This is a genomic window from Pseudomonas sp. C321 (genome assembly GCF_055407105.1).
In genome coordinates, this window is the sequence record NZ_JBUZRB010000001.1 from 124,146 (window position 1) to 146,925 (window position 22,780).

19 protein-coding genes are annotated in these 22,780 nt (G+C 59.0%); 10 read left to right on the top strand and 9 right to left on the bottom strand.

Going from position 1 to position 22,780, the window contains the following annotated elements; translation table 11 throughout:
* The first annotated feature begins 220 nt into the window (after nt 1-220).
* The 4 genes from nirB to cobA are packed head-to-tail and all read left to right on the top strand — an operon-like array spanning nt 221 to nt 6,454.
* Nucleotides 221-2,674 carry a nitrite reductase large subunit NirB gene (gene nirB, locus ACZRJ6_RS00515; RefSeq protein ID WP_463969908.1) on the top strand — a complete coding sequence of 818 codons (2,454 nt, stop codon included), beginning with the start codon at nt 221-223 and terminating at the stop codon, nt 2,672-2,674.
* Nucleotides 2,671-2,988 carry a nitrite reductase small subunit NirD gene (nirD, locus tag ACZRJ6_RS00520; protein ID WP_133101674.1) on the top strand — a complete coding sequence of 106 codons (318 nt, stop codon included), beginning with the start codon at nt 2,671-2,673 and terminating at the stop codon, nt 2,986-2,988. Before nirB ends, nirD begins: the two co-directional genes overlap by 4 nt.
* Nucleotides 2,988-5,705 (top strand): nitrate reductase, encoded by a 2,718-nt coding sequence (locus ACZRJ6_RS00525; RefSeq protein WP_463969907.1) that lies wholly within the window; start codon nt 2,988-2,990, stop codon nt 5,703-5,705. Before nirD ends, ACZRJ6_RS00525 begins: the two co-directional genes overlap by 1 nt.
* A gap of 11 nt (nt 5,706-5,716) precedes the next feature.
* Nucleotides 5,717-6,454 (top strand): uroporphyrinogen-III C-methyltransferase, encoded by a 738-nt coding sequence (gene cobA, locus ACZRJ6_RS00530; protein ID WP_463969906.1) that lies wholly within the window; start codon nt 5,717-5,719, stop codon nt 6,452-6,454.
* 58 nt (nt 6,455-6,512) lie between these two features.
* Here cobA and ACZRJ6_RS00535 read toward each other — a convergent pair whose 3' ends face one another.
* The 8 genes from ACZRJ6_RS00535 to ppsA all read right to left on the bottom strand — a co-directional run bounded on the left by ACZRJ6_RS00535 (nt 6,513) and on the right by ppsA (nt 14,646).
* Entirely contained in the window at nt 6,513-7,496 is a 984-nt protein-coding gene (locus ACZRJ6_RS00535; RefSeq protein WP_149412030.1) for an OmpA family protein, read from the bottom strand.
* Between the two features lie 107 nt (nt 7,497-7,603).
* Nucleotides 7,604-8,194, bottom strand: a complete 591-nt coding sequence (gene sigX, locus ACZRJ6_RS00540; RefSeq protein WP_463969905.1) for an RNA polymerase sigma factor SigX — start codon at nt 8,192-8,194, stop codon at nt 7,604-7,606.
* Between the two features lie 87 nt (nt 8,195-8,281).
* On the bottom strand, nt 8,282-9,106 hold the full coding sequence (locus ACZRJ6_RS00545) for a mechanosensitive ion channel family protein (RefSeq protein WP_463969904.1): 825 nt from the start codon (nt 9,104-9,106) through the stop codon (nt 8,282-8,284).
* A gap of 2 nt (nt 9,107-9,108) precedes the next feature.
* Complete coding sequence (locus ACZRJ6_RS00550) at nt 9,109-9,354, bottom strand: CrfX protein (RefSeq protein ID WP_133101680.1); 246 nt, start codon at nt 9,352-9,354, stop codon at nt 9,109-9,111.
* Nucleotides 9,355-9,439: 85 nt separating this feature from the next.
* A complete protein-coding gene (locus ACZRJ6_RS00555; protein ID WP_133101681.1) occupies nt 9,440-10,435 on the bottom strand; it encodes a zinc transporter ZntB in 996 nt (331 codons plus the stop codon).
* Nucleotides 10,436-10,460: 25 nt separating this feature from the next.
* Nucleotides 10,461-10,952, bottom strand: a complete 492-nt coding sequence (gene rraA / locus ACZRJ6_RS00560) for a ribonuclease E activity regulator RraA (protein ID WP_133101682.1) — start codon at nt 10,950-10,952, stop codon at nt 10,461-10,463.
* A 221-nt stretch (nt 10,953-11,173) separates the two neighbouring features.
* The gene (locus tag ACZRJ6_RS00565; RefSeq protein WP_463969903.1) at nt 11,174-12,163 is read right to left on the bottom strand and encodes an alpha/beta fold hydrolase; all 990 of its coding nucleotides are present in this window, start codon (nt 12,161-12,163) and stop codon (nt 11,174-11,176) included.
* A gap of 107 nt (nt 12,164-12,270) precedes the next feature.
* On the bottom strand, nt 12,271-14,646 hold the full coding sequence (ppsA, locus tag ACZRJ6_RS00570) for a phosphoenolpyruvate synthase (protein ID WP_463969902.1): 2,376 nt from the start codon (nt 14,644-14,646) through the stop codon (nt 12,271-12,273).
* Between the two features lie 178 nt (nt 14,647-14,824).
* Here ppsA and ppsR point away from each other — a divergent pair, with 178 nt between their 5' ends.
* A complete protein-coding gene (gene ppsR, locus ACZRJ6_RS00575) occupies nt 14,825-15,643 on the top strand; it encodes a posphoenolpyruvate synthetase regulatory kinase/phosphorylase PpsR (RefSeq protein ID WP_463969901.1) in 819 nt (272 codons plus the stop codon).
* Between the two features lie 59 nt (nt 15,644-15,702).
* On the opposite strand, the gene ACZRJ6_RS00580 is transcribed toward ppsR, so the two are convergent.
* A complete protein-coding gene (locus tag ACZRJ6_RS00580) occupies nt 15,703-17,127 on the bottom strand; it encodes an aminotransferase-like domain-containing protein (RefSeq protein ID WP_463969900.1) in 1,425 nt (474 codons plus the stop codon).
* A gap of 150 nt (nt 17,128-17,277) precedes the next feature.
* Between ACZRJ6_RS00580 and ACZRJ6_RS00585 the strand changes: the two genes are divergently transcribed.
* Genes ACZRJ6_RS00585 through ACZRJ6_RS00605 form a run of 5 tightly spaced genes read left to right on the top strand, consistent with a single transcriptional unit; the run spans nt 17,278 to nt 22,740 of the window.
* A complete protein-coding gene (locus ACZRJ6_RS00585) occupies nt 17,278-18,171 on the top strand; it encodes a DMT family transporter (RefSeq protein ID WP_463969982.1) in 894 nt (297 codons plus the stop codon).
* 23 nt (nt 18,172-18,194) lie between these two features.
* On the top strand, nt 18,195-20,054 hold the full coding sequence (moeB, locus tag ACZRJ6_RS00590; protein ID WP_463969899.1) for a molybdopterin-synthase adenylyltransferase MoeB: 1,860 nt from the start codon (nt 18,195-18,197) through the stop codon (nt 20,052-20,054).
* Between the two features lie 24 nt (nt 20,055-20,078).
* On the top strand, nt 20,079-20,993 hold the full coding sequence (locus ACZRJ6_RS00595) for a PLP-dependent cysteine synthase family protein (protein ID WP_463969981.1): 915 nt from the start codon (nt 20,079-20,081) through the stop codon (nt 20,991-20,993).
* A gap of 23 nt (nt 20,994-21,016) precedes the next feature.
* Nucleotides 21,017-22,009 (top strand): serine O-acetyltransferase, encoded by a 993-nt coding sequence (locus ACZRJ6_RS00600; protein ID WP_463969898.1) that lies wholly within the window; start codon nt 21,017-21,019, stop codon nt 22,007-22,009.
* A 2-nt stretch (nt 22,010-22,011) separates the two neighbouring features.
* The gene (locus ACZRJ6_RS00605) at nt 22,012-22,740 is read left to right on the top strand and encodes an alanyl-tRNA editing protein (protein ID WP_149412039.1); all 729 of its coding nucleotides are present in this window, start codon (nt 22,012-22,014) and stop codon (nt 22,738-22,740) included.
* Nucleotides 22,741-22,780 lie beyond the last annotated feature (40 nt).

A 22,780-nucleotide genomic window follows, 5' to 3' on the forward strand; every position in this document is an offset into this window, starting at 1 on the left:
CATCGATAAAAAACGTCGAAAGCCAATAAATACGTGCTTCACGCCACTTGGCACAACCACTGCATTACCTTCCTCAACAACACACATACAGCCCAGCCTTCAACGACGAAGGCTGCGCTTCCCGAGAGAACGGGACCAGGACAAAGGCGTCCTCGCTAGCTAACTAGCGGGGACGCCTTTTTTTGTTTGCGCGTGATTTGTCGAGCCTGCGGAGAACGACATGAAGAAACTCAAACTGGTGATGATCGGCAACGGCATGGCCGGGGTTCGCACCCTTGAAGAATTGCTCAAGCTGAGCAGCGAGCTGTACGACATCACCGTCTTTGGCGCCGAGCCCCACACCAACTACAACCGCATCCTGCTGTCGCCGGTGCTGGCCGGAGAACAGACCTTCGAGGAGATCGTGCTCAACGACCTGAGCTGGTACCTGGACAACAACATCAAGCTGTTGCTCAACCGCAAAGTGGTGCAGATCGACCGGGTCAAACGCAAAGTCATCGCCGAGGACGGCAGCGAAGCCGAGTACGACCGCCTGCTGATCGCCACCGGTTCGACGCCTTTTATCCTGCCAATCCCAGGCAACACCCTGCAGGGTGTGATCGGCTACCGCGACATCGCCGACACCCAAGTGATGATCAACACCGCCAAGACCCACAAGCACGCGGTGGTGATCGGCGGCGGCCTGCTGGGTCTGGAAGCGGCCAACGGCCTGATGCTGCGGGGCATGCACGTCACGGTGGTGCATATCGGCGAATGGCTGCTGGAACGGCAACTGGACAAGACCAGCGGCCAACTGCTGCAAACCGAACTGGAAAGCCGTGGCCTGGTGTTCCGTCTGTGCGAACAAACCACCGCCCTGCACGACGCAGGCAACGGTCGGGTCGGCTCGGTGCAGTTCAAGAATGGCGACGTGATCCCCGCCGACCTGGTGGTGATGGCCGCTGGCATCCGTCCCAATACCGAACTCGCGGAAAAATCCGGCATCCCCTGCAACCGCGGGATTCTGGTCAACGACACCCTGCAAACCTACGACCCGCGCATCTACGCCATCGGCGAGTGCGCCAGCCATCGCGGAATTGCCTATGGCCTGGTGGCGCCGCTGTTCGAACAAGCCAAGGTCTGCGCCAACCATCTCGCACAGCTGGGCTTTGCTCGCTATCAGGGCTCGGTGACCTCGACCAAACTGAAAGTCACCGGTATCGACCTGTTTTCCGCCGGGGACTTCATGGGCGGCGAAGGCACGGAAACCATCACCCTTTCCGACCCCATTGGCGGCGTCTACAAGAAGCTGGTGATCAAGGACGACATCCTCGTTGGCGCGTGCCTGTACGGCGACACCGCAGACGGCGGCTGGTATTTCCGGCAGATCCGTGAGAACCACGCCATTGGCGAGATTCGCGACCACCTGATGTTTGGCGAAAATGCCATCGGTGATGTAGGCCACCAAGGCCAGGACAAAGCCATGAGCATGGCCGACAGCGCCGAAGTCTGCGGTTGCAACGGCGTGTGCAAGGGCACCATCGTCAAGGCCATTCAGGAACACGGGCTGTTCAGCGTCGATGACGTCAAGAAGCACACCAAGGCCGCCAGCTCCTGCGGTTCCTGTGCAGGATTGGTGGAACAGATCCTGATCAACACCGTGGGCGGGGCGGCCGACGTCAAACCGAAAAGCGAAAAAGCCATCTGCGGCTGCAGCGACCACAACCACGGGCAGATCCGCCAGGCCATCCGCGACCAGCACCTGCTGACCATCGCTGGCACCATGAGCTACCTGAACTGGCGCACCCCCAACGGCTGCGCAACTTGCCGCCCGGCGCTGAACTACTACCTGATCTCCACCTGGCCAGGCGAAGCCAAGGACGACCCGCAATCAAGGCTGATCAACGAACGGGCCCACGCCAACATTCAGAAAGACGGCACCTACTCAGTAGTCCCGAGGATGTGGGGCGGTGTGACCAATCCCTCCGAACTGCGCCGTATCGCCGATGTGGCCGACAAGTACAACGTGCCGATGGTCAAGGTCACCGGCGGGCAGCGCATCGATTTGCTGGGCATCAAGAAGCAGGACTTGCCGGGGGTCTGGAAAGACCTCGATATGCCGTCCGGGCACGCCTACGGCAAATCCATCCGCACCGTGAAGACCTGCGTCGGCAGTGAGTTCTGCCGCTTCGGCACACAAAATTCGACGCAACTGGGCATCGAGCTGGAACATGACCTGTTCAACATGTGGTCGCCCCACAAGGTCAAGCTGGCGGTCTCCGGCTGCCCGCGCAACTGCTCGGAAGCGGGGATCAAGGATGTAGGAATCATCGGTGTCGATTCCGGCTGGGAGATGTACATCGGCGGCAACGGCGGGATCAAGACAGAAGTCGCCGAGTTCTTCGTCAAGCTGAAAACTGCCGAAGAAGTACGCGAATACAACGGCGCGTTCCTGCAGCTGTACCGCGAAGAGGCCTTCTACCTGGAGCGCACCGTGCACTACCTGCAACGAGTCGGCATGGAGCACATCAAGAAAGCCGTACTGGAAGACCCGGCACGGCGCCAGGCCCTTAACGAACGCCTGCAGTTCTCCCTGTCGTTCGAACAGGACCCGTGGAAAGAACGCCTGGAACAGCCGTTACTGAAAAAGGAATTCGACACCATCTCCGTCAAACAGCTGGAGGTACTGGCATGAACTGGCTGGATATCTGCGCCCTCGAAGAAATCAACGCCCTCGGCTCGCGCATCATCAAAGGACCGAAAGGCGAGATCGCGATTTTTCGTACCAGTGACGACGAAGTCTTCGCCCTTGACGACCGCTGCCCGCACAAGGGCGGCCCGCTGTCCCAGGGTTTGATCTACGGCAAACGCGTGGCCTGCCCGCTGCACAACTGGCAGATCGACCTGGCGTCCGGTGAAGCTCAGGCCCCGGACATCGGCTGCGCCCACCATCATCACGCCCGGGTCGAAAACGGCCGGGTGATGCTGGCTCTGCGGGAAGCCGGTTGATGAACCGCCAGACCACCGCCTCGACCTGCTGTTATTGCGGAGTCGGTTGCGGCGTGCTGATCGAGCATGATGGCGAGCGTATTCTCGGGGTCAGTGGCGATCCGACGCACCCGGCCAACTTCGGAAAGCTGTGCAGCAAGGGCGCCAGCCTACACCTGACCGGCGACCTGGCGGCGCGCGCGTTGTACCCGGAACTGCGCCTGGGCAAAGGCCTGGCCCGCAGCCGCACCGACTGGGACACCGCCCTGGAACATGCGGCCAACGTGTTCGCCGAAACCATCGCCGAGCACGGCCCCGACAGCGTGGCGTTCTACATCTCCGGGCAATTGCTGACCGAGGACTACTACAGTTTCAACAAACTGGCCCGGGCGCTGGTAGGCACCAACAATATCGACAGTAATTCCAGGCTATGCATGTCGTCGGCGGTGGTCGGTTACAAACGCAGCCTGGGGGCCGATGCGCCGCCGTGCAGCTACGAAGACCTGGAGTCCAGCGATTGCGTACTGATCGTGGGCAGTAACATGGCCTACGCCCATCCGGTGTTGTTCCGACGGCTGGAGGAAGCCAAAGCCCGTCGTCCAGACATGAAAGTGGTGGTCATCGATCCCCGGCGCACCGACACCTGTGACCTGGCGGATCTGCACTTGGCGATCCTGCCCGGTACCGATGTCGCCCTGTTCCATGGGATTTTGCACCTGCTGCTGTGGGAAGAGTGGGTCGATCGTGACTTTATTCAGGCCCATACCGACGGCTTGGCAGAATTGAAAAGACTGGTGCATGACTACACGCCGCAAATGGTCACGCAACTGTGCGGGATCAGCGTCGAGCAATTACGCCAATGCGCCGAATGGGTCGGCACCTCACCCAGCTTTCTGTCGTTGTGGTGCATGGGGCTCAACCAGTCCACCGCCGGCAGCGCAAAGAACAGCGCCCTGATCAACCTGCACCTGGCCACTGGCACAATCGGCCGTCCAGGCTGTGGGCCGTTTTCCCTGACCGGCCAGCCCAATGCCATGGGCGGAAGGGAAACCGGCAGCCTGTCGAACTTGCTGCCAGGGCATCGCGAAGCGGCCAACCCTGAACACCGAGCGCAAGTGGCCGCCTACTGGGGCGTGGAGCAACTGCCCGCCAGCACCGGCTTGACCGCCATCGAACTGTTCGAACAAGTGCAGGCCGGCAAGATCAAAGCCTTGTGGATCGCCTGCACCAACCCCGCACAATCCCTGCCAGACCAGAACGCCGTGCGCCAGGCACTGGCCGCGTGCCCGTTCGTGGTCTTGCAGGAAGCCTTCCGCACCACGGAAACCGCACCTTTCGCCGACCTGTTATTGCCGGCCGCCAGTTGGGGGGAGAAAGAGGGCACGGTGACCAACTCCGAGCGACGTATTTCCCACGTGCGCCAAGCCATTGTCCCACCGGGCGAGGCACGGCCCGACTGGGCAATTACCGTAGATTTTGCTCAGCGTCTGGAGCGACGTTTGCGCCCAGGTTTGCCAAGCTTGTTTTCCTTTGAACAACCGGCGCAGATCTTTGATGAATACAAGGTGCTGACCCACGACCGCGACCTGGATTTGTCAGGCATCAGCCATGCCCTGCTCGACCAGATCGGGCCCCAGCAATGGCCGTTCCCGGCCAATGCGCAAACGGGCACACCACGGCTGTACACCGATGGCGTTTTTCCGACCGAAAGTGGTCGTGCGCATTTTGTCGCCGATCCCTACCGCGCCGCCAAGGAGCAGCGCGACGCGCGCTTTCCCCTGACCCTGATCACCGGCCGTCTGCGGGATCAATGGCATGGCATGAGCCGCACCGGCACCGCTGCGCAGTTGTTCGGCCATGTCAGCGAAGCCTTGCTGAGTCTGCACCCCGATGAGTTGCGCCGGCATCGGCTCCTGGAAGGTGACCTGATCAACCTTAAGAGCCGTCGCGGCAGCGTGATTATGGCCGTGACCCGTGATGACAGTGTGCGTCCCGGCCAGGCTTTCCTGCCGATGCACTGGGGCGATCGTTTTCTCAAGGGCGGCGTCAACGCCCTGACCCAACCGGCGTTCGACCCCTTGTCGAAACAACCGGAACTCAAGCACAGCGGGGTACGCCTGGAAGCCGTGCAATTGCCTTGGCAGTTGTTCGCGCTGATCGAGGGTGACGTCCAGCAACACTTTGAAGCCTTGCGCCCGCTATGCGAAGACTTTGCCTACGTCAGCCTGAGCCTGACTGGTCGCGAACGGCCAGCGCTGCTGATCCGGGCAGCCCATAGCGAGGCGCCAGACCTGCAGTTGCTCAGGCGTATCGATCAACTGCTGGGCCTCAATGACGGCCCGGTCATGGCCTATGACGACCCACGACGCTCTATCGGCAAGCGCGTGAAAATCGAGAAGGGCCGGATTACCGCAATTCGCCTGGCCGGCGAAACCCTCGCCCGACACTGGTTGCAAAGCCTGTGGCTGGAAGGCCGGGCCGATGAGCAACTGCGTCGCTGGCTGCTGGCGCCATTGAGCGCGCCACCGGGCAATGCAACAGGAAGCTCTACCGCCAATAAAATTCTGTGCAACTGCAAAAACGTCAGTGAAAACACCGTGTGCACCGGCATCGCCCAGGGCCTTGACCTGAATGGCCTGAAACAGGAATTGGGCTGCGGCACGCAATGCGGCTCCTGTGTACCGGAAATCAAACGACTATTGGCCAGCAACAAGCAGCCAATCGCAATCAGTGTGTGAGGGCAATAAACATGAACGCAAAAGTCTGGCTGGTGGGTGCTGGCCCCGGTGATCCGGAGCTGTTGACCCTCAAGGCGGTACGGGCTCTGCACGAGGCCGATGTGGTGCTGATTGATGATTTGGTCAACCCGGCGGTGCTTGAACACTGCCCCGGCGCGCGGGTGATCACAGTCGGCAAGCGTGGCGGATGCCGCTCCACACCGCAGGATTTTATCCATCGCCTGATGCTGCGTTATGCCCGTCAGGGCAAGTGCGTGGTGCGGCTCAAGGGTGGCGATCCGTGCATATTCGGGCGCGGCGGCGAAGAAGCGTTATGGCTCAGGGAGCGCGGTGTCGAGGTGGAACTGGTCAACGGCATTACTGCCGGGCTGGCAGGGGCGACCAACTGTGATATTCCGCTGACATTGCGTGGGGTCAGTCGCGGCGTGACCCTGGTTACCGCCCACACACAGGACGACAGCAGCCTCAACTGGCGAGCACTGGCCGAAAGCGGTACGACGCTGGTGGTCTATATGGGCGTGGCAAAACTGGAGGAAATCCGGCAGCAGTTACTGGAAGGTGGCATGGCCGCCGATATGCCGGTGGCAATGATTGAAAATGCTTCGTTGCCGCAGCAGCGGGAGTGCCGCAGCAGCCTGGCCTGTATGCATGATGACGCCAGGGCGTTTGCCTTGAAGAGCCCGGCGATTCTGGTGATTGGTGCAGTCGCGGCAACAGCGGTTGAAGCTGCCTTGCTGGCAAGCGCCTGAGCCAAATTTCAGGCAAAAAAAACCCGGCCTAAGCCGGGTTTTTTCTACAACTCAGTAATTACTGAGCTGCTTGAGCTTCAACCGATGCTTCTACGCGACGGTTAACAGCACGGCCTGCTTCAGTTGCGTTATCAGCAACTGGGCGGGATTCACCGTAACCAACCGAGCTTACACGGCCAGCGTCAATACCGTCTTTGACCAGGACTTGCTTAACAGCGTCAGCACGACGCTGGGACAGCTTCTGGTTGTAAGCGTCAGGACCGACGGAGTCAGTGTGACCTTCAACAACGGTAGTGGTTTGTGGGTACTGCTTCATGAAGTCAGCGAGGTTTTTCACGTCGCCGTAGCTGTTAGGCTTAACAACCGACTTGTCGAAGTCGAACTTCACGTCCAGCTCAACACGAACAACCTGAGCAACCGGAGCTTCTGGCTCTGGAACTGGCTCTGGAGCTGGTGCTGGGGTAGGAGCTGGTGCTGCTGCGCCAGCGTTACCGCCGAAGTTGACGCCCAGGCCGACCAGTGCGGAGTAATCCCACTTGCCGTTGTCCAGGTTGTGGTCAGCTTCAACGCCTGCACGTGCGAACAGGTTGTTGGTGAAGTAGTACTTCACACCGGTACCAACGATAGCCAGAGTCGACTGATCGCGACCGCTGTGGCCGTCAGCTTTGACGTTGCCACGGCTTTGGTGACCGAAACCACCTTCTACGTATGGACGCAGGGAGTCGACGCCAGCCTGACCGAAGTGGTAGGTAGCCAACAGGCTGCCGGTATCACCTTTGATCTTCTGGTTGCCAGTACCGTCGTTCGAACGGGTGTGGTTGGTCTTGTCGTAGGACAAGTTCAACGACAGGTCGTCGGTCAGGAAGTAACCGATGCGAGCGCCAGGATTGAAGCCGTCTTCGATGTGCTTGACGCTATCGTTGTACTGCTTCTTGTAGAACAGCTCGCCTTCAACTGCGCCTTGGCCTTGTGCCAGAACGCCGAAAGAAGTAGCGGCAATAAGAGAACCAATGGCCAAGCCCAAGGTGTTTTTCAGTTTCATCCGTTAAATCCCCATCTGGTGATTGTAAAGCAGTCCCACATACCGGGGGACAACTCGGCGACAAGTCTATCAGAACTTGCCTACACGTAAGAGATATTTGCCTCGCACTAAGTTTCAGTACTGTCCGCAAATTTCTCACGTAATTTATCAAGAGCACGTTTGTAACGCATTTTTGTAGCACTCAAGCCCATATGCATGATGTCAGCAATTTCCTGAAATTCCAGTTCTGCGACAAATCGCAGCACCAAAATTTCCCGGTCAATCGGATTCACATACACCAACCAGCGATCAAGCCCGCCCTTCTCCTCAGGTGTCGGCGCCTTTTCTTCAGACGCTTCCTCAAGGGGGTCCAGACTCAAGGCGTCCATCAAGCGACGCTTTCGCCGTTCCTTACGATACTGCGTGATGCATTCGTTGTACGTGATGCTATAGAGCCAGGTTTTGAACTTCGATTTACCCTCGAAGTTCTTCAAGCCATACAACACCTTCAACATCACTTCCTGACAGACATCATCCGCATCACGATCGTTCCCCAAATATCTTGAACAAACGTTGAACAGCGTGCGTTGATACCTGCGCATCAATTCTTCGTACGCGCGTGTTACGTGAAACAGCTCCGTGTGCGAGCGCGCGACCAACTCCTCATCAGAGAGCTCACGTGGGTCATAGCGCGTGGACAGCGTTTGGGCTTTATTCAAAACAAGTCGTGCCGACAGTCAGGTCAATGTCCGCCACAGCCTGGATAGCCAGGATTGCGGCGGCGTACATTAGCAGGGATTACCGGGTTAGCGGCTACTTACCTGCTGCTCCAGCAGAACTCGATTGGACAACGACACTAGTTCGCCATCATCGGTCAGCACTGTAGTTTTTACCGTGCCGATCTCTTCGATCTGCCCTTCGACCTCGCCCACACGCACGTGCTGCCCAACCTGATACAACTCACGCACATAAATTCCCGCAAGAATCTGACCGGCAATTTCCCGGCTTCCCAACCCCATGGCCAGCGCAACAGCCAGACCAACGGTAATCAAAACAATCACAATCACATGGTTAAGCAGGTCAGTCTTGACCTCCAACTGGCTGATCGCGACTGAAATACTGATGATGATCACCAGCCCCTGAGCGATTCGCCCCAGACCGCTGGCGTAATCCAGACCGACGCCTTCAGCCGCACCGCGCACCAGCCCATTGGCCAGTTGCGCCAGCAAAACCCCCACCAGCAACACCAGCGCGCCACCGAATACCTTCGGCAAATACAGCGCCAGCATATCGAGCGTAGCTGAAACTCGCTCAAGTCCAAGGGATTGCGCTGCAGAAACCAGAAAAATCAGCAGCACGAACCAATAAACGATCTTGCCGACCAGTGTCGAGATAGGCACTTTGAGCCCGGCACGCCCCAATAACTTGGTCAGGCCGGTGCCACCCATCAGGCGATCAAGGCCCAGTTTGGCCAACAGTTTGGACAGCAGGGTGTCGAGCAGCTTGGCCACGACAAAACCCAACAGCACCAGTACCAGCGCGCCAAACAGGTTGGGAATAAAATTCGCCACCTTGGTCCACAACGCAGTCATTGCAGTTACCAGACTCTGAGTCCAGAGATCAAGTTCCATATTCAATCAGCCTTATCAGCAGTGCGAGCAATAGGTTTACGACGGGAAACCGGGGAAACATGGGCCGAACCGTTGTTCAGGGCCATCATCAATGCCGGCAACCAACGGCCAAGCAAACCGAACAGGTCTCCCGCGCCGACTTGACGGTTGGCGGTTTTCAGTACGCGACCAAGGCAGGCATCGTCGTCACGGTTGGGCGGCGAAGCGTTAAGCATGTCACGCAAAGACTGTTCGAACGGATCGTGCATAGGGACCTCTCGCAAGTGAATTAAAAGACGAGGGTAAAATTCTTCGGGTCACATGACCTCTTGCCCCGTTCAGGTCTCATTCAGGTCAGACCCAACGTAAACGCCGGAACAACCACCACTGCCCCAACGCCACCGAGATCATCATCAGGCAGGCAATCAGGAACCCGTAAGGGCTGGAAGAGAACGGGATACCCCCCACGTTAATCCCCAGAAGCCCGGTGAGAAAACTCATCGGCAGGAAGATTCCGGTGATAATCCCGAAGCGGTACATGGTGCGGCTCATACGCACGCTCAAGCGTCGGCCTTCGGCCTCAAGCACAAGCCCTACGCGCTCCCGGGTCAACTCCAGCTCTTCCAGGTAACGGGTCAGGCTGTTGTTCAATTCGTTCCAGTAGTCGCCGTCATCGTCTACGAACCAGGGCAGTTTGATGCGTGTCATCTGAGCGAAAATATCCCGCTGGGGCGCGAGGAAACGCTTGAGCCCCGCGGCCCGCCGACGGATTTGCAAAATGCTGCCATGTTCGGGAGCGTACCGTTCGTCGGTATCCAGTTTTTCTTCTTCGGCGTCGACGACTTCCGAGAGGTCGCTGACCAGGTCCTGAACTTTGTTGGTCAGGTACTGCGCCATACAAAGGATCAATTCAGAGGCTGTTTTCGGACCTTTGCCATCCGCCAACTGCACCAACAGTTCATCGGTTGCACGCAAGGGACGTAAACGCAGGGAGATGACCCGCGTCCTTGAGGCAAAGATTCGCACCGAGACCATGTCTTCCGGTTCAGCCCCAGGGTTGAGATTGATCCCTCGCAGGAACAGCAGCAATTCGGCATCCGACAGCGGCAACAGCCGTGGACGGGTGTTCTCCTCCAGCAGCAGGTCACAGGCGAATTCGCTCAAGCCACTGGATTTGCGCAACCAGGTCTGGGTCTGCGGATGGCTGCGATCCCAATGCAGCCACAGGCTCTCCTGCGGCTGCAATTGCAGTTCGTCGAGCTCAGTCCGGGCAATCGAACGCGCACCGCCTTTACCGTCCAGCACCAGGGCGTGCACCAGCCCCCACTGCGCGTTTTCTTCCTCGAACATCCTCACCCCTGTCGGCTACAGCAATTTATTCAGGCATTTTCAGCGGGCTGGGCGAAACAATCACGCCATTATTGTCGGCGTAGACATATTCACCCGGACGGAAGGTCACACCGGCAAAGGTCACGGCCACGTTCAGATCGCCAATACCGCGCTTGTCGGTCTTCATCGGGTGGCTGGCCAGGGCCTGCACGCCCAGATCGGTCTGGGCGATGACGTCGACATCACGGATGCAACCGTAGATCAGCAGCCCTTCCCAGCCGTTTTTCGCGGCCTTCTCAGCGATCATGTCGCCCAGCAACGCCCGACGCAGGGAACCGCCGCCGTCGACCACCAGCACCTTGCCAGCGCCGTTGAGCTCGGCCTGTTCCTTGACCAGGGAGTTGTCTTCGAAGCACTTGATGGTGACGATCTCGCCACCAAAGGAGTCCCGGCCGCCGAAATTGCTGAACATCGGCTCGACCACCTGTACCAGTTCCGGGTAGGCATCGCACAGATCGGGGGTAAGGTAATGGTTCATCGAGAAGCTCCTGTCGGGGAAAGAAGGTGTCGAACATCCACTGTTACATCAGGAAAACGCACCGTAGCGACGAATCTTTAAGCCTGAAGCCGGCAATGATCAGACCCGCCGCCGAAGAACACAACACGCACTCAACGACTGAATGTGACCGGAACCGCACAAGACGTCATATCTTAGCCGTAAGCGCGGACGAGCGAAACGCCCCCGTTAGAGCCTCTGCCTTAAACTGTCACGACCGCCTCGGGCTGCACGGCGACCAACGGTGCCAGCGGGTCATTCAACCAGCGCTGCACCAGCGGCCAAACCTGCGCCTGCGCCGCCTTGCTGACCAGCATCTGCACATGGCCGAAGTCATCGGCAAAGCCTTGCTTGCGCCCCAGGCACAGATACTGACGGTGCTCGGAGCCCATTTGCTCGAACAGCTTGCGGCAGGCCCAGGCCGGGTCCTGATGATCGCCGGCAGCACTTACCGCAAGCACCGGCACGTCCACATCGGCCAAACCTTTCCACCAATCGCGCTCGGCGTCGCCAAAGCGCCCGAATAAACCGTGCCAACGCATGCTTTCCAGGGCTAGGCCGATGGGCTCGTCTTCAGGGCCGCGCTTGAGACGTGAGCCGGAGAGCTGAGCAAAACGTTTCAAAATGAACCGCCCGCCCCACTCCACCGGAGGGATTTTCAATGGCCAATAAGTCCGACTGACCTGGCAGCCAAACAACGCTACAGAGGCCACTGCCGGCGCTCCCAGGTAATGACCGCCCAATGCCGCCGCCAAGGTCGTCCCGCCCAGGGAATGGCCGATCCAGTGCGGAATCTGCGCGCTTTGTTCACGAACAAACGCGGCAATGGCCGGTAAATCGTAACGAGCATAGTCGGCTACGCGGTTCTTGGCGTAATCCTGATTGCGCCGCGAAAGGCCATGGCCGCGCATTTCCGGTATCCACACATCGAACCCCTGCCGCGCCAGATAAGCCCCAAGACCAATGCCCTTGGGCGAATACCAGAAACGCCGGTTGGAGAAGCTGCCATGTAATAGAACCACCGGCACGCCGCGGTTTTCCGGAGCATCAGCCAAGCCCAGGCGAGTCACTGCCAACTCGACGGTGCCATCAGGGCTATTGCCGGGTTTAAGACGATAAACATCTTCACTCAGGTCGCCACGACGCTCAGCGCTGATCAAGGCGACGGGAAACAGGTTGCTGCTGCTTTGCATAATGTTCTTGCACAAAAAAGGGCGGCGTCCAGATGGATTTCCGCCCTGTACAGAATGAGAAATGCCGGCCAACCCTTACGATTGACCGGCACTTTTGATGTTACGGCTTACGCCGGCGCTTGACCTTCAGCCAGGAAGAACCAGGTTTCCAGCACGGAATCGGGGTTCAGCGAGACGCTCTCGATGCCCTGTTCCATCAGCCATTTGGCCAGGTCGGGGTGATCGGAAGGACCTTGGCCGCAGATGCCGATGTACTTGCCGGCCTTGTTGCAGGCTTGGATGGCGTTGGCCAGCAGCTTCTTGACCGCAGGATTACGCTCGTCGAACAGGTGGGCGATAATCCCGGAGTCGCGGTCCAGGCCCAGGGTCAACTGGGTCAGGTCGTTGGAGCCGATGGAGAAACCGTCGAAGAATTCCAGGAACTCTTCAGCCAGGATGGCATTGGACGGTAGCTCGCACATCATGATCACGCGCAGGCCATTTTCGCCACGGGACAGACCATTTTCGGCCAGCAAGTCGATCACCTGGCTCGCTTCGCCCAAGGTCCGCACGAACGGCACCATGATCTCGACGTTGGTCAGGCCCATCTCGTTGCGCACACGCTTGAGGGCGCGGCATTCGAGTTCGAAGCAGTCACGGAAGGCTTCGCTGATGTAACGCGAGGCGCCACGAAAGCCCAGCATCGGGTTTTCTTCTTCCGGCTCGTAGAGCTTGCCGCCGATCAGGTTGGCGTATTCGTTGGACTTGAAGTCCGACAGGCGCACGATGACCTTTTTCGGGTGGAACGCCGCCGCCAGGGTGCTGATGCCTTCCACCAGTTTCTCGACGTAGAAACCCACCGGGTCGTTGTAGCCGGCGATGCGCTTGTCGACGCTGTCCTTGATGTCTTGCGGCAAGCCGTCGTAGTTCAGCAGCGCCTTGGGGTGCACGCCGATCATCCGGTTGATGATGAATTCCAGGCGGGCCAGGCCCACACCAGCGTTCGGCAACTGGGCGAAATCGAAAGCACGGTCCGGGTTACCGACGTTCATCATGATCTTGAACGGCAGATCAGGCATGGCTTCAATAGAGTTTTGCTTGATGTCGAAGCCCAATTCACCTTCAAAGATGAAACCGGTATCGCCTTCGGCGCAGGACACGGTAACGCCCTGGCCGTCTTTCAACAGTTGGGTGGCATTGCCGCAACCCACTACGGCTGGAATCCCCAACTCACGAGCGATGATCGCCGCGTGGCAGGTACGCCCGCCGCGGTTGGTGACGATGGCGCTGGCGCGTTTCATCACCGGCTCCCAGTCCGGGTCGGTCATGTCCGAGACCAGCACGTCACCTGGCTGGACCTTGTCCATCTCGGACACGTCCTTGATGATCCGCACCTTGCCAGCGCCGATGCGCTGGCCGATGGCACGGCCTTCAACCAGCACGGTGCCGGTTTCTTTCAGCAGGTAGCGCTCCATGACGTTGGCCGAGGTGCGACTCTTCACGGTTTCAGGGCGAGCCTGAACGATGTACAACTTACCGTCGTCGCCGTCCTTGGCCCATTCGATATCCATCGCGCACTTGTAGTGCTTCTCGATGATTATCGCCTGCTTGGCCAGTTCGTTGACTTCGGCGTCGGTCAGACAGAAACGCTCGCGTTCGGCCTTGTCGACATCAACGGTTTTCACCGAGCGACCGGCCTTGGCCTCGTCGCCGTAGATCATCTTGATGGCCTTGCTGCCCAAGTTGCGGCGCAGGATCGCAGGGCGACCGGCTTCAAGCGTGTGCTTGTGGACGTAGAACTCATCCGGATTGACCGCACCTTGTACGACGGTTTCTCCCAGGCCGTAGGCGCCGGTGATGAATACCACGCCACGGAAGCCTGATTCGGTGTCCAGGGTGAACATCACGCCGGCAGTACCGGTTTCCGAACGCACCATGCGCTGTACACCGACAGACAAGGCCACCAGCTTGTGGTCGAAACCCTGGTGTACACGGTAGGAAATGGCGCGGTCGTTGAACAGCGAAGCGAAGACTTCCTTAGCCGCTCGGATGACGTTTTCCACACCACGAATGTTCAGGAAGGTCTCTTGCTGACCGGCGAACGAGGCGTCGGGCAGGTCTTCGGCGGTGGCCGAGGAGCGCACGGCGACGGCCATGTCCGGGTTGCCCGCCGACAGCGTGGCGAAGGCAGTGCGGATCTCGGCGTTGAGCTTCTCGGGGAACTCGGCTTCCATGATCCACTGACGGATCTGGGCGCCGGTCTTGGCCAGGGCATTGATGTCATCGACGTCCAACGCATCGAGGGCCGCGTGAATTTGATCGTTGAGGCCACTCAATTCGAGGAAATCACGGTAAGCCTGGGCGGTGGTGGCAAAGCCACCGGGCACTGAAACACCAGCACCCGCAAGATTACTAATCATCTCGCCCAGGGATGCGTTCTTGCCCCCCACATGCTCTACATCATGGACACCGAGCTTATCGAGGGAAACTACGTACTCTACCAAGGTGATCTCTCCACTAACTATGTTGGAAAAGCTCAGGACGCCGGCGGCTCAATAGGAGCAAACACCTGCGCTTGTGGCCTGGACCTGGAAAATAAGTGAGAATGCGGGCCACTGGGTGCCGGCAAAGTCGCGCCTATCATATCCAAGATTCGTCATCAGCTTAAGGCCCAAGGCTCAAATGAAACGATCTGCTTTCTTTATCTCCGACGGCACCGGCATCACAGCCGAAACCCTGGGGCAAAGCCTGTTGGCGCAGTTCGAAAACATTACCTTCGCCAAATTCACGCGTCCCTATATCGATAGCGTGGATAAAGCGCGGGCTATGGTACAACAAATCAATCTTGCCGCCGAAAAAGACGGCTTTCGCCCGATCATTTTTGACACCATCGTCAATCAGGACATTCGTGAGATCCTAGCAACCTCCAATGGTTTCATGATCGACATCTTCTCCACCTTCCTGGCGCCGCTGGAGCAGGAGTTGAGTGAAGATTCCTCATACTCGGTGGGCAAGTCCCATTCCATTGGCCACAACACCAACTATATGGAGCGGATCGAGGCAGTGAACTTCGCCCTCGACAACGACGATGGCGCCCGCACCCACTACTACGACAAGGCCGACCTGATTCTGGTGGGCGTGTCCCGCTGCGGCAAAACGCCCACCTGCTTGTACATGGCCATGCAATTCGGCATTCGCGCGGCCAACTACCCGCTGACCGAAGATGACATGGAGCACCTGCAACTGCCGGCTGCCCTGCGCGCCCATCAGCACAAGCTATTCGGCCTGACCATCGACCCGGACCGCCTCACCGCCATCCGCAACGAGCGCAAGCCCAACAGCCGCTATTCAAGCTACGCCCAGTGCGAGTTCGAAGTGCGCGAAGTGGAAAATTTGTTCCGCAGGGAGAATATTGCGCACATTAATTCCACGCATTTTTCGGTGGAAGAGATTTCGGCGAAAATTTTGGTGGAGAAAGGGGTTGAGCGGCGGTTCAAGTGATGCTCATTGCCTGAACTACCTGTGGCGAGGGGGCTTGCCCCCTCGCCACAACAGCCAGCTCACAGACAAAACCGCCCACCGCCCTGCCCCAACGCCGTCGCCAGCGCATCAAACCCATCACGCAACAACTGATCATCCCCCGATGTATTGCAGATACTCGCCCGAATAAACTGCGGCACCGCCGTCTGCCCGACAGCAAATGCCTCGGCGGTGGCGATCAGGTAATTGTTCTGCTTGAGTTCGGCCTCTATTTCCGACGCTCGCCACGGCTCAGGGACTTCGATCCAGAAGTGCGGGCTGTTGAGATGGGTGCGGTATTCCAAGCCGACCAACAGATCTTCGACCAGGGCCTTGCGCCGGCTGATCTCGCTGATCTGCTGGCGCAGCAAATGGTCCGCCGTACCGTTTTCGATCCATTGGGTCGCCAATTCCAGGGTCACCGGCGTAGCCATCCAGCAGGTGGAGCGCAAAGCGGCGGAGATGCGACTGACCAGCGCCGGCGGCGCATGCACGTAACCAACCCGCAATCCCGCCGACACCGCCTTGCTCAGGCTACTGATCAGGATCGTACGTTCCGGGGCGAAATGGCTGAGGGGTGGCGGACGGTCTTCCACCAGCACGCCATGGGCTTCGTCTTCGAGGATCAGCAGGTTGTGTTCACGGCACACCTTCACCAGCGCCTCCCGGCGGGCGACTGACAGTACCGCCGTGGTCGGATTCTGGATGGTCGGTGTGCAGTACAACGCCGATATTCGGTGGTTGCGACAGACGTCATCCAGCGCCCCGGGCAGCAAGCCTTCTTCATCCATTTCCAAGCCGATCAAGCGTACCCCGAGCATTCGCGCGGCGGTGATCAGCCCAGGATAGGTCAACTGCTCAGTGACCACCGTATCGCCGGCCCGCAACAAGGCCATCATCGCGCACAGCAAGCCATGCTGGCCGCCGTTGACGCAGATCACCTGCTCGGGAATCGGAGTGAATTGCTGCTGGATCAGCCAGCGCGCACCAGCGGCACGATAGCGGGGCAACCCGGCATCCGGGGTGTAGGCGCTGATGTCCTGCAGAAACTTGGCATTGCCCGCCAGGCTTTGAAAGCTCTGCGCCAGGAATGCCGTTTCCTGCCCAGGGATATGCATGTTGCGGCTCATGTCGAAGTACTGACGCGGCTCGTCGCTGAAGTTGCGAAAGCCTTCATCGCGCTGACGCTCCATCCCACGCTTGCGCACGAAGGTTCCGTCACCGACCCGCGCCACTACCAGCCCGAGACGTTCCAGTTCGCCATAGGCTCGGCTGATGGTGCCGATGGTTACCCCGAGATTGTCGGAAAGCACCCGATGGGGCGGCAGTTTTCGCCCCGGCTCGATCAAGCCTTCAAGAATGCCGCGCTCCATGACATCGGACAGGCGTTTGTACTTCACGCCCTGACCGCTGGACAGCCCTTCTCGCATAATTGACACCATGTCAATATTTGTTTTGACAGCCATCATTCGCCCTAATAGTGTGCTTTTACGGGTTCAATCACCGGATTAAGGCTCTCAATATAGAGGTCAATTCCGTCACAGGGAAGCAATGTCACGATGCCAATGTCCGCCGTTCTAGAAAACGCTGAAAAAACAAAAACTCACAAGCAGTGGCTGGCGGGTTTGATTACCAGCGTGATGTTTCTCATTGTCTGCCTGAGTTGGGGCACCACCTGGCTGGGGATCAAAATTGCCGTGGAAAGCGTGCCGCCGCTGACGTCGGCGGGCCTGCGCTTCCTGATCGCCTTCCCGCTGTTCCTGTGTTTCGCCTGGGTGCGGCGCGAGCCGATCCTGTTCCCGCGAGAAAGCCGCTGGTTCTTCGTGTTCGTGACCCTTTCCTACTTCAGCATTCCCTATTACCTGCTCAACTACGGCGAGATGCATGTCTCCTCCGGCCTTACAGCCCTACTGTTCAGCTGCATGCCGGTATTTATCCTGATCTTCTCAGCGCTGTTTCTGCGTGAGCGCATCTACTTTTCCCAAGTGGTCGGGATCGGCATCGGTTTCGCCAGCTTGTACATGATCATCAAGAGCCAGGGCCTGCACCTGGACCATGCCGAGCTCTTTGGCGTGCTGGCGATTCTGACCGCGGCGATCATGCATGCCTTGTGCTACGTCATCACCAAGCAAAAAGGCAGCGCCATCAGTGTTATTACCTACAACACCCTGCCCATTGGCATCGCTGGGTTGATGCTATTTGTCGCAGGCCTGTGGTTTGAAACCCCGACCTTCGACGACATCACCCTGCGCTCCTGGAGCGCGCTGTTCTACCTCGGGCTGGTGGCCTCGGTCGGCGGGTTTATCGTCTATTTCATGCTGCTCAAGCGCCTGAGCCCGATCATCCTGTCCTTTGTCTTCATCATCTTCCCGGTGTTCGCCGTGATCATCGGCGCCTGGTACGAAGGCGTGGAAATCTCCAAGGACTTGATGCTGTACTCGGCGATCCTGCTGGTCGGCTTTGCGATCACCAAGCTGCCGATAGAAAAGCTCCTGGCCAAAAAAAATTGACCTTCCACCAACGCGAGAGAAACATGGACGTCCTCCGCCCCAACGCCCTGGAACAAATCTACGCCCACGCCGCCAGCACGTATCCCGATGAGTGCTGCGGCTTCGTCTTCGCCGACGGCAGCGTGTACCTGGGCAGCAATATCCAGAATGAACTGCACCGCAAGAATCCCCAGGTTTACCCACGCAGCGCAGCCAACGGCTACACCTTTTCGGTGGCCAACACGCTGATGATGAACAAGGCTTTTCACAGCAATAACCCGGTGGTCGTGATCTACCACTCCCACCCTGATGTCGGTGCCTACTTCAGCGACGAGGACCAGGACAAGGCCCTGTTCATGGGCGAACCTATCTATCCCGTCAGCTACCTGGTGGTGGATGTCCGCCAGGGCAAGGCCCAGGGTTCCAAGCTGTTTGCCTGGGACGGCAACCGCTTCGCCCGCAACCCCTTCAACGACCTGCAAACGGAGTTGTACATGAACGCTGTCTCTTTCCCCGACATTCTGGTCCGCGTGGCCAAGTTGCCAGGATCGACCCTTGAGGGTGCCGGATCGACATTGCGCGAAGTCATTGAAAGTCTGTGTGAACGCTATCCACAACTGCACGAACACCTGAAGCACAAGAACGATCAGCTCAAGGAACATTTCCTCTACACCGCCAATGGAGAGTTGCTTGAGCCCGATGACAAGCTGGTCAAATCCACTGAGATCGAAGTCATACTCGCCACCTCCGGCGGCATGGACATCGACCCACTGAGCAATGAAGAAGTGCAGCGTTACGTGCGCCACATCACCCTGCCCGGCGTCGGTCGCAAAGGCCAACTAAACCTGAAAAAGGCCAAGGTGCTGATCATCGGCACCGGCGGCCTGGGCTCACCCATCAGCCTGTACCTGGCAGCGGCCGGCATCGGCACCCTGGGGCTGGTGGATTTCGACGTGGTGGAAAGCAGCAACCTGCAACGCCAGATCGTCCACGGCAACAGCACGCTGGGCATGCCCAAGGTCGAATCTGCCAAGCAGCGCTTGCAGGACCTCAACCGCCACATCCAGATCAACGCCCACAACACCGCGCTCAACGCCGACAACGCTATGGAGCTGGTCGGCGCCTATGACCTAGTGATCGACGGCACCGACAACTTTGAAACCCGCTACCTGGTCAACGACGCCTGCGTGCAGTTGGGCAAGCCGTTGGTGTACGGCGCCATCTACCGTTTCGACGGGCAGATCAGCGTGCTCAACTACCAGGGCGGGCCGTGCTATCGCTGCCTGTTCCCCCATGCGCCACCGGCCGAACTGGCGCCCAACTGCAGCGCTGGTGGGGTGATTGGCGTGCTGCCTGGCGTGGTCGGGATGATCCAGGCCACCGAGGCGATCAAGCTGCTGATTGGTATTGGTGAACCTTTGTCGGGCAGGCTGATGCGCTTTGATGCCCTGGCGATGAAGTTCAGCGAAATTCGCTTCAAGCGCCGTGCCGATTGCCCGTGCTGCTCCGAGCTACGCCACAGTGAGCAACCGGCAGCCGCCGCATGTGCCGACGCGGTGAGCGCCGCCCCAACACTTGCCGAAGAGCGCTACATCAAACCGCGCATGCTCAAGCAACTGCTGGAACAACAGCGCAGCGCCGACGTGCTGTTGGACGTACGCGATGCCAGCGAACTGGAAGTCTGCAAATTACCCGGTGTGGTGCACATTCCCCTGGCCGAACTCGACGGCCAGCTCGACAGCCTGAGCCGGGACAACACCCACTATCTGATCTGCTACGCCGGGATCAGGGCTGAGCAGGCCGCCAGCACCTTGCTGGCCGCCGGCTTCGCCAACACCCGCGTGCTGGAGGGCGGCATGAAACATTGGGTTCGCGACGTCGAACCCGACATGCCTTTGTACTGACTACCGGCCATGGGTTCCTATCTGATGTTGCATAACTCGATACTCGACGCCATTGGCCATACGCCCATCGTGCGTCTGGAACAGTTTTCCGAAGACCTCGGCATTGAGGTCTACGCCAAGCTTGAATCCCTCAACCCAGGAGGCAGTCACAAGGCGCGCATCGCTCTGGGGATGATCCTCGACGCGGAACGCCGGGGCATCCTGATCCGTGGTTCGGGGCAAACCATCATCGAGCCCAGCGGTGGCAACACCGGGATTGGCCTGGTGATGGCCGGCAATGTGCTGGGCTACAAAGTGGTGCTGGTGATTCCCGACAACTACAGCCCGGAAAAGCAAAAACTGCTGCGCCTGTATGGCGCCAAGGTGGTGCTGTCGGATAGCCGCCTGGGTAACAACTCCCACGGCGAAAAGTGCATGGAACTGCAACTGGAAAACCCCAGCTACGTGATGCTCAACCAGCAGCGTAACGGCGCCAACCCGCAAACCCACCGCGACACCACCGCCCGGGAAATCATCCGCGCCTTTGGCGAACTGCGGGTGGACTACTTCGTCAGCGGCATCGGCACCGGCGGCCATATCACCGGTATCGGCGAAACCCTCAAGACCACCTGGCCGGCGATTCGAGTGATGGGGGTGGAACCGGAGGAATGCGACCTGCTCAACGACCGCCACGCCCCGCACCATATCCAGGGCCTGTCCATCGGTTTGATCCCGAGCATTCTCAACCTGGCGGTGATTGACGGCATGCTCAAGGTCTCGCGGGAAGAATGCCTGGAGATGATCAAACGCATCATGCGCACCGACGCCATCAGCCTGGGGCTGTCCTCGGCGGCCAACATGGTGGCCATCGCCAAGCTCGCGCCGGAACTGCCTACCGACACCGTCGTACTGACCATGGTCTACGACAGTGCCGACAGTTATCTGCCCTGTTTCGAATAACAAAATTACGGGGGGTGCCATCCATGGGAAGCTTTATCGACATGCAACAGCTGCACGATGAGTTGTTCACCCACCTCATCAAGACCCTCACGCCGACGCAGATGCAGCAGTTGCAAGACCATCTGGCGCCGCTGATCCAGACGGCGGCGCAGGCGGTGGCCGAGGACTTGATCGCCTACGCCTGGCGCGACCCTGCGTCCCGTGGTCGCAGTGAACTGATCCTGGAGTCCTACGCCTCGTTCAAGGCGGTGCTGTACTACCGGTTGGCGCACTTGGTGTGGAATTTACCCGACCAGTCCAACGGCGTGTTTTCAGCCATTGCACTGACGCTGAGCAACCAGGGCAAGATCCTTTCCGGCGCCGAGATCCACCCGGCAGCGCGGATCGGCCGGCGTTTTGTGCTCGACCACGGCTACGGCACGGTCATTGGCGAGACCTGCGAGATCGGCAACGACTGCTACATCCTCTGCGGCGTGACCCTCGGCGCCCGGGGCATCGCCAACAACCCTGACGGTAAGCGCCATCCACGCCTGGGCAACAACGTCGAGGTCGGTTCCGGAGCACGGGTGCTCGGCTATGTGCTGATCGGCGACAACGTGTTTATCAGCCCCTCATGCGTCATCACCCAGGACGTGCCGGCGGACACCAAGGTCAAGGTGGTCAACCAGATCCAACTGCAAAAAAACGATGAGTCGGACCACAGCAATTATCTCGGTGCCTTCGCCCTGGACGAACGCCTGCACGTGGTGGGCGAAGTCAACGCCAGCCACAAGGTCACGGTGCTGGACGCCGACTTTCACCCCCTGCCCGGCCTGATGCTGGAGCCCACGATCAAGGAGCGCCATCACCTGCAGTTTCGCCTGCACACCCTCGAGACACCTGCGCACCCGCCACGCCTGCCACTGAACCTGAAAGTGTGCGGGCCCGAGTTTGAGATCACCCTGCTTTCCCCCCCTGGCTTGAGCGCAATGGTTCGGCACCTGCTGCAAGTCAGCCCACTGATCGTCGGAGGTTGAACATGTCCGTGCACACAATGGAAACCCTGGCGCTGTTCGACAGCGCGCCCTACCAGAACGCCTTCAGTGCCCGGGTGATCGCTGTGAGTGAACACGGCATCGCCCTGGAACACACGCTGTTCTATCCCACCGGCGGTGGGCAACCGGGAGACACCGGCTACTTCACTCTGCCAGACGGCACGCGGGTGGACGTCACTGGGACGGTACGCGATCCGGTGCTGCGCTCGATCATCTGGCATCAGGTGGAGCATCGCCCTGAGCAGTTGAGCGCCGGAGTGGAGGTAGATGCCAGCCTGGACTGGGAACGCCGCTACCAACACATGAAAATGCACACATGCCTGCACCTGTTGTGTTCGATCATCGATGCGCCGGTGACCGGTTGCAGCATCAGCGCTGACAAGGGCCGCCTGGATTTCGACCTGCCGGAAATGACCCTCGATAAAGACACCATCACCCGCGACCTCAACGCACTGATCGAACAGGCCCACGAGGTCAAGACACTGTCGATGGCGGCCTCGGAGTACTCGACATTACTGCAGATCACCCGCACTCAAGCCGTGGCACCACCCGTGATCCAGGGCGCGGTGCGAGTGATTGAAATTGCCGGAATCGATATCCAGCCGTGTGGCGGCACCCATGTAATCAACACCGAGGAAATCGGCCGGGTGTATTGCGAGAAAATCGAGAAGAAGAGCAAACACAATCGAAGGGTGATTTTGCGGTTTGAATAACATCCACGCCATTCCCACGCAGCGCGTGGGAATGGTCAGG

What these genes read in the sequence shown, in the direction of transcription:
- ACZRJ6_RS00595 (WP_463969981.1), top strand. Translation starts at nt 20,079, where the DNA reads ATGTTGCATAACTCGATACTCGACGCCATTGGCCATACGCCCATCGTG.
- nirD (WP_133101674.1), top strand. Translation starts at nt 2,671, where the DNA reads ATGAACTGGCTGGATATCTGCGCCCTCGAAGAAATCAACGCCCTCGGC.
- ACZRJ6_RS00565 (WP_463969903.1), bottom strand. Translation starts at nt 12,163, where the DNA reads ATGCAAAGCAGCAGCAACCTGTTTCCCGTCGCCTTGATCAGCGCTGAG.
- ppsR (WP_463969901.1), top strand. Translation starts at nt 14,825, where the DNA reads ATGAAACGATCTGCTTTCTTTATCTCCGACGGCACCGGCATCACAGCC.
- nirB (WP_463969908.1), top strand. Translation starts at nt 221, where the DNA reads ATGAAGAAACTCAAACTGGTGATGATCGGCAACGGCATGGCCGGGGTT.
- rraA (WP_133101682.1), bottom strand. Translation starts at nt 10,952, where the DNA reads ATGAACCATTACCTTACCCCCGATCTGTGCGATGCCTACCCGGAACTG.
- ACZRJ6_RS00525 (WP_463969907.1), top strand. Translation starts at nt 2,988, where the DNA reads ATGAACCGCCAGACCACCGCCTCGACCTGCTGTTATTGCGGAGTCGGT.
- ACZRJ6_RS00605 (WP_149412039.1), top strand. Translation starts at nt 22,012, where the DNA reads ATGTCCGTGCACACAATGGAAACCCTGGCGCTGTTCGACAGCGCGCCC.
- ACZRJ6_RS00580 (WP_463969900.1), bottom strand. Translation starts at nt 17,127, where the DNA reads ATGGCTGTCAAAACAAATATTGACATGGTGTCAATTATGCGAGAAGGG.
- ACZRJ6_RS00535 (WP_149412030.1), bottom strand. Translation starts at nt 7,496, where the DNA reads ATGAAACTGAAAAACACCTTGGGCTTGGCCATTGGTTCTCTTATTGCC.
- ACZRJ6_RS00545 (WP_463969904.1), bottom strand. Translation starts at nt 9,106, where the DNA reads ATGGAACTTGATCTCTGGACTCAGAGTCTGGTAACTGCAATGACTGCG.
- cobA (WP_463969906.1), top strand. Translation starts at nt 5,717, where the DNA reads ATGAACGCAAAAGTCTGGCTGGTGGGTGCTGGCCCCGGTGATCCGGAG.
- moeB (WP_463969899.1), top strand. Translation starts at nt 18,195, where the DNA reads ATGGACGTCCTCCGCCCCAACGCCCTGGAACAAATCTACGCCCACGCC.
- ACZRJ6_RS00550 (WP_133101680.1), bottom strand. Translation starts at nt 9,354, where the DNA reads ATGCACGATCCGTTCGAACAGTCTTTGCGTGACATGCTTAACGCTTCG.
- ACZRJ6_RS00555 (WP_133101681.1), bottom strand. Translation starts at nt 10,435, where the DNA reads ATGTTCGAGGAAGAAAACGCGCAGTGGGGGCTGGTGCACGCCCTGGTG.
- ACZRJ6_RS00600 (WP_463969898.1), top strand. Translation starts at nt 21,017, where the DNA reads ATGGGAAGCTTTATCGACATGCAACAGCTGCACGATGAGTTGTTCACC.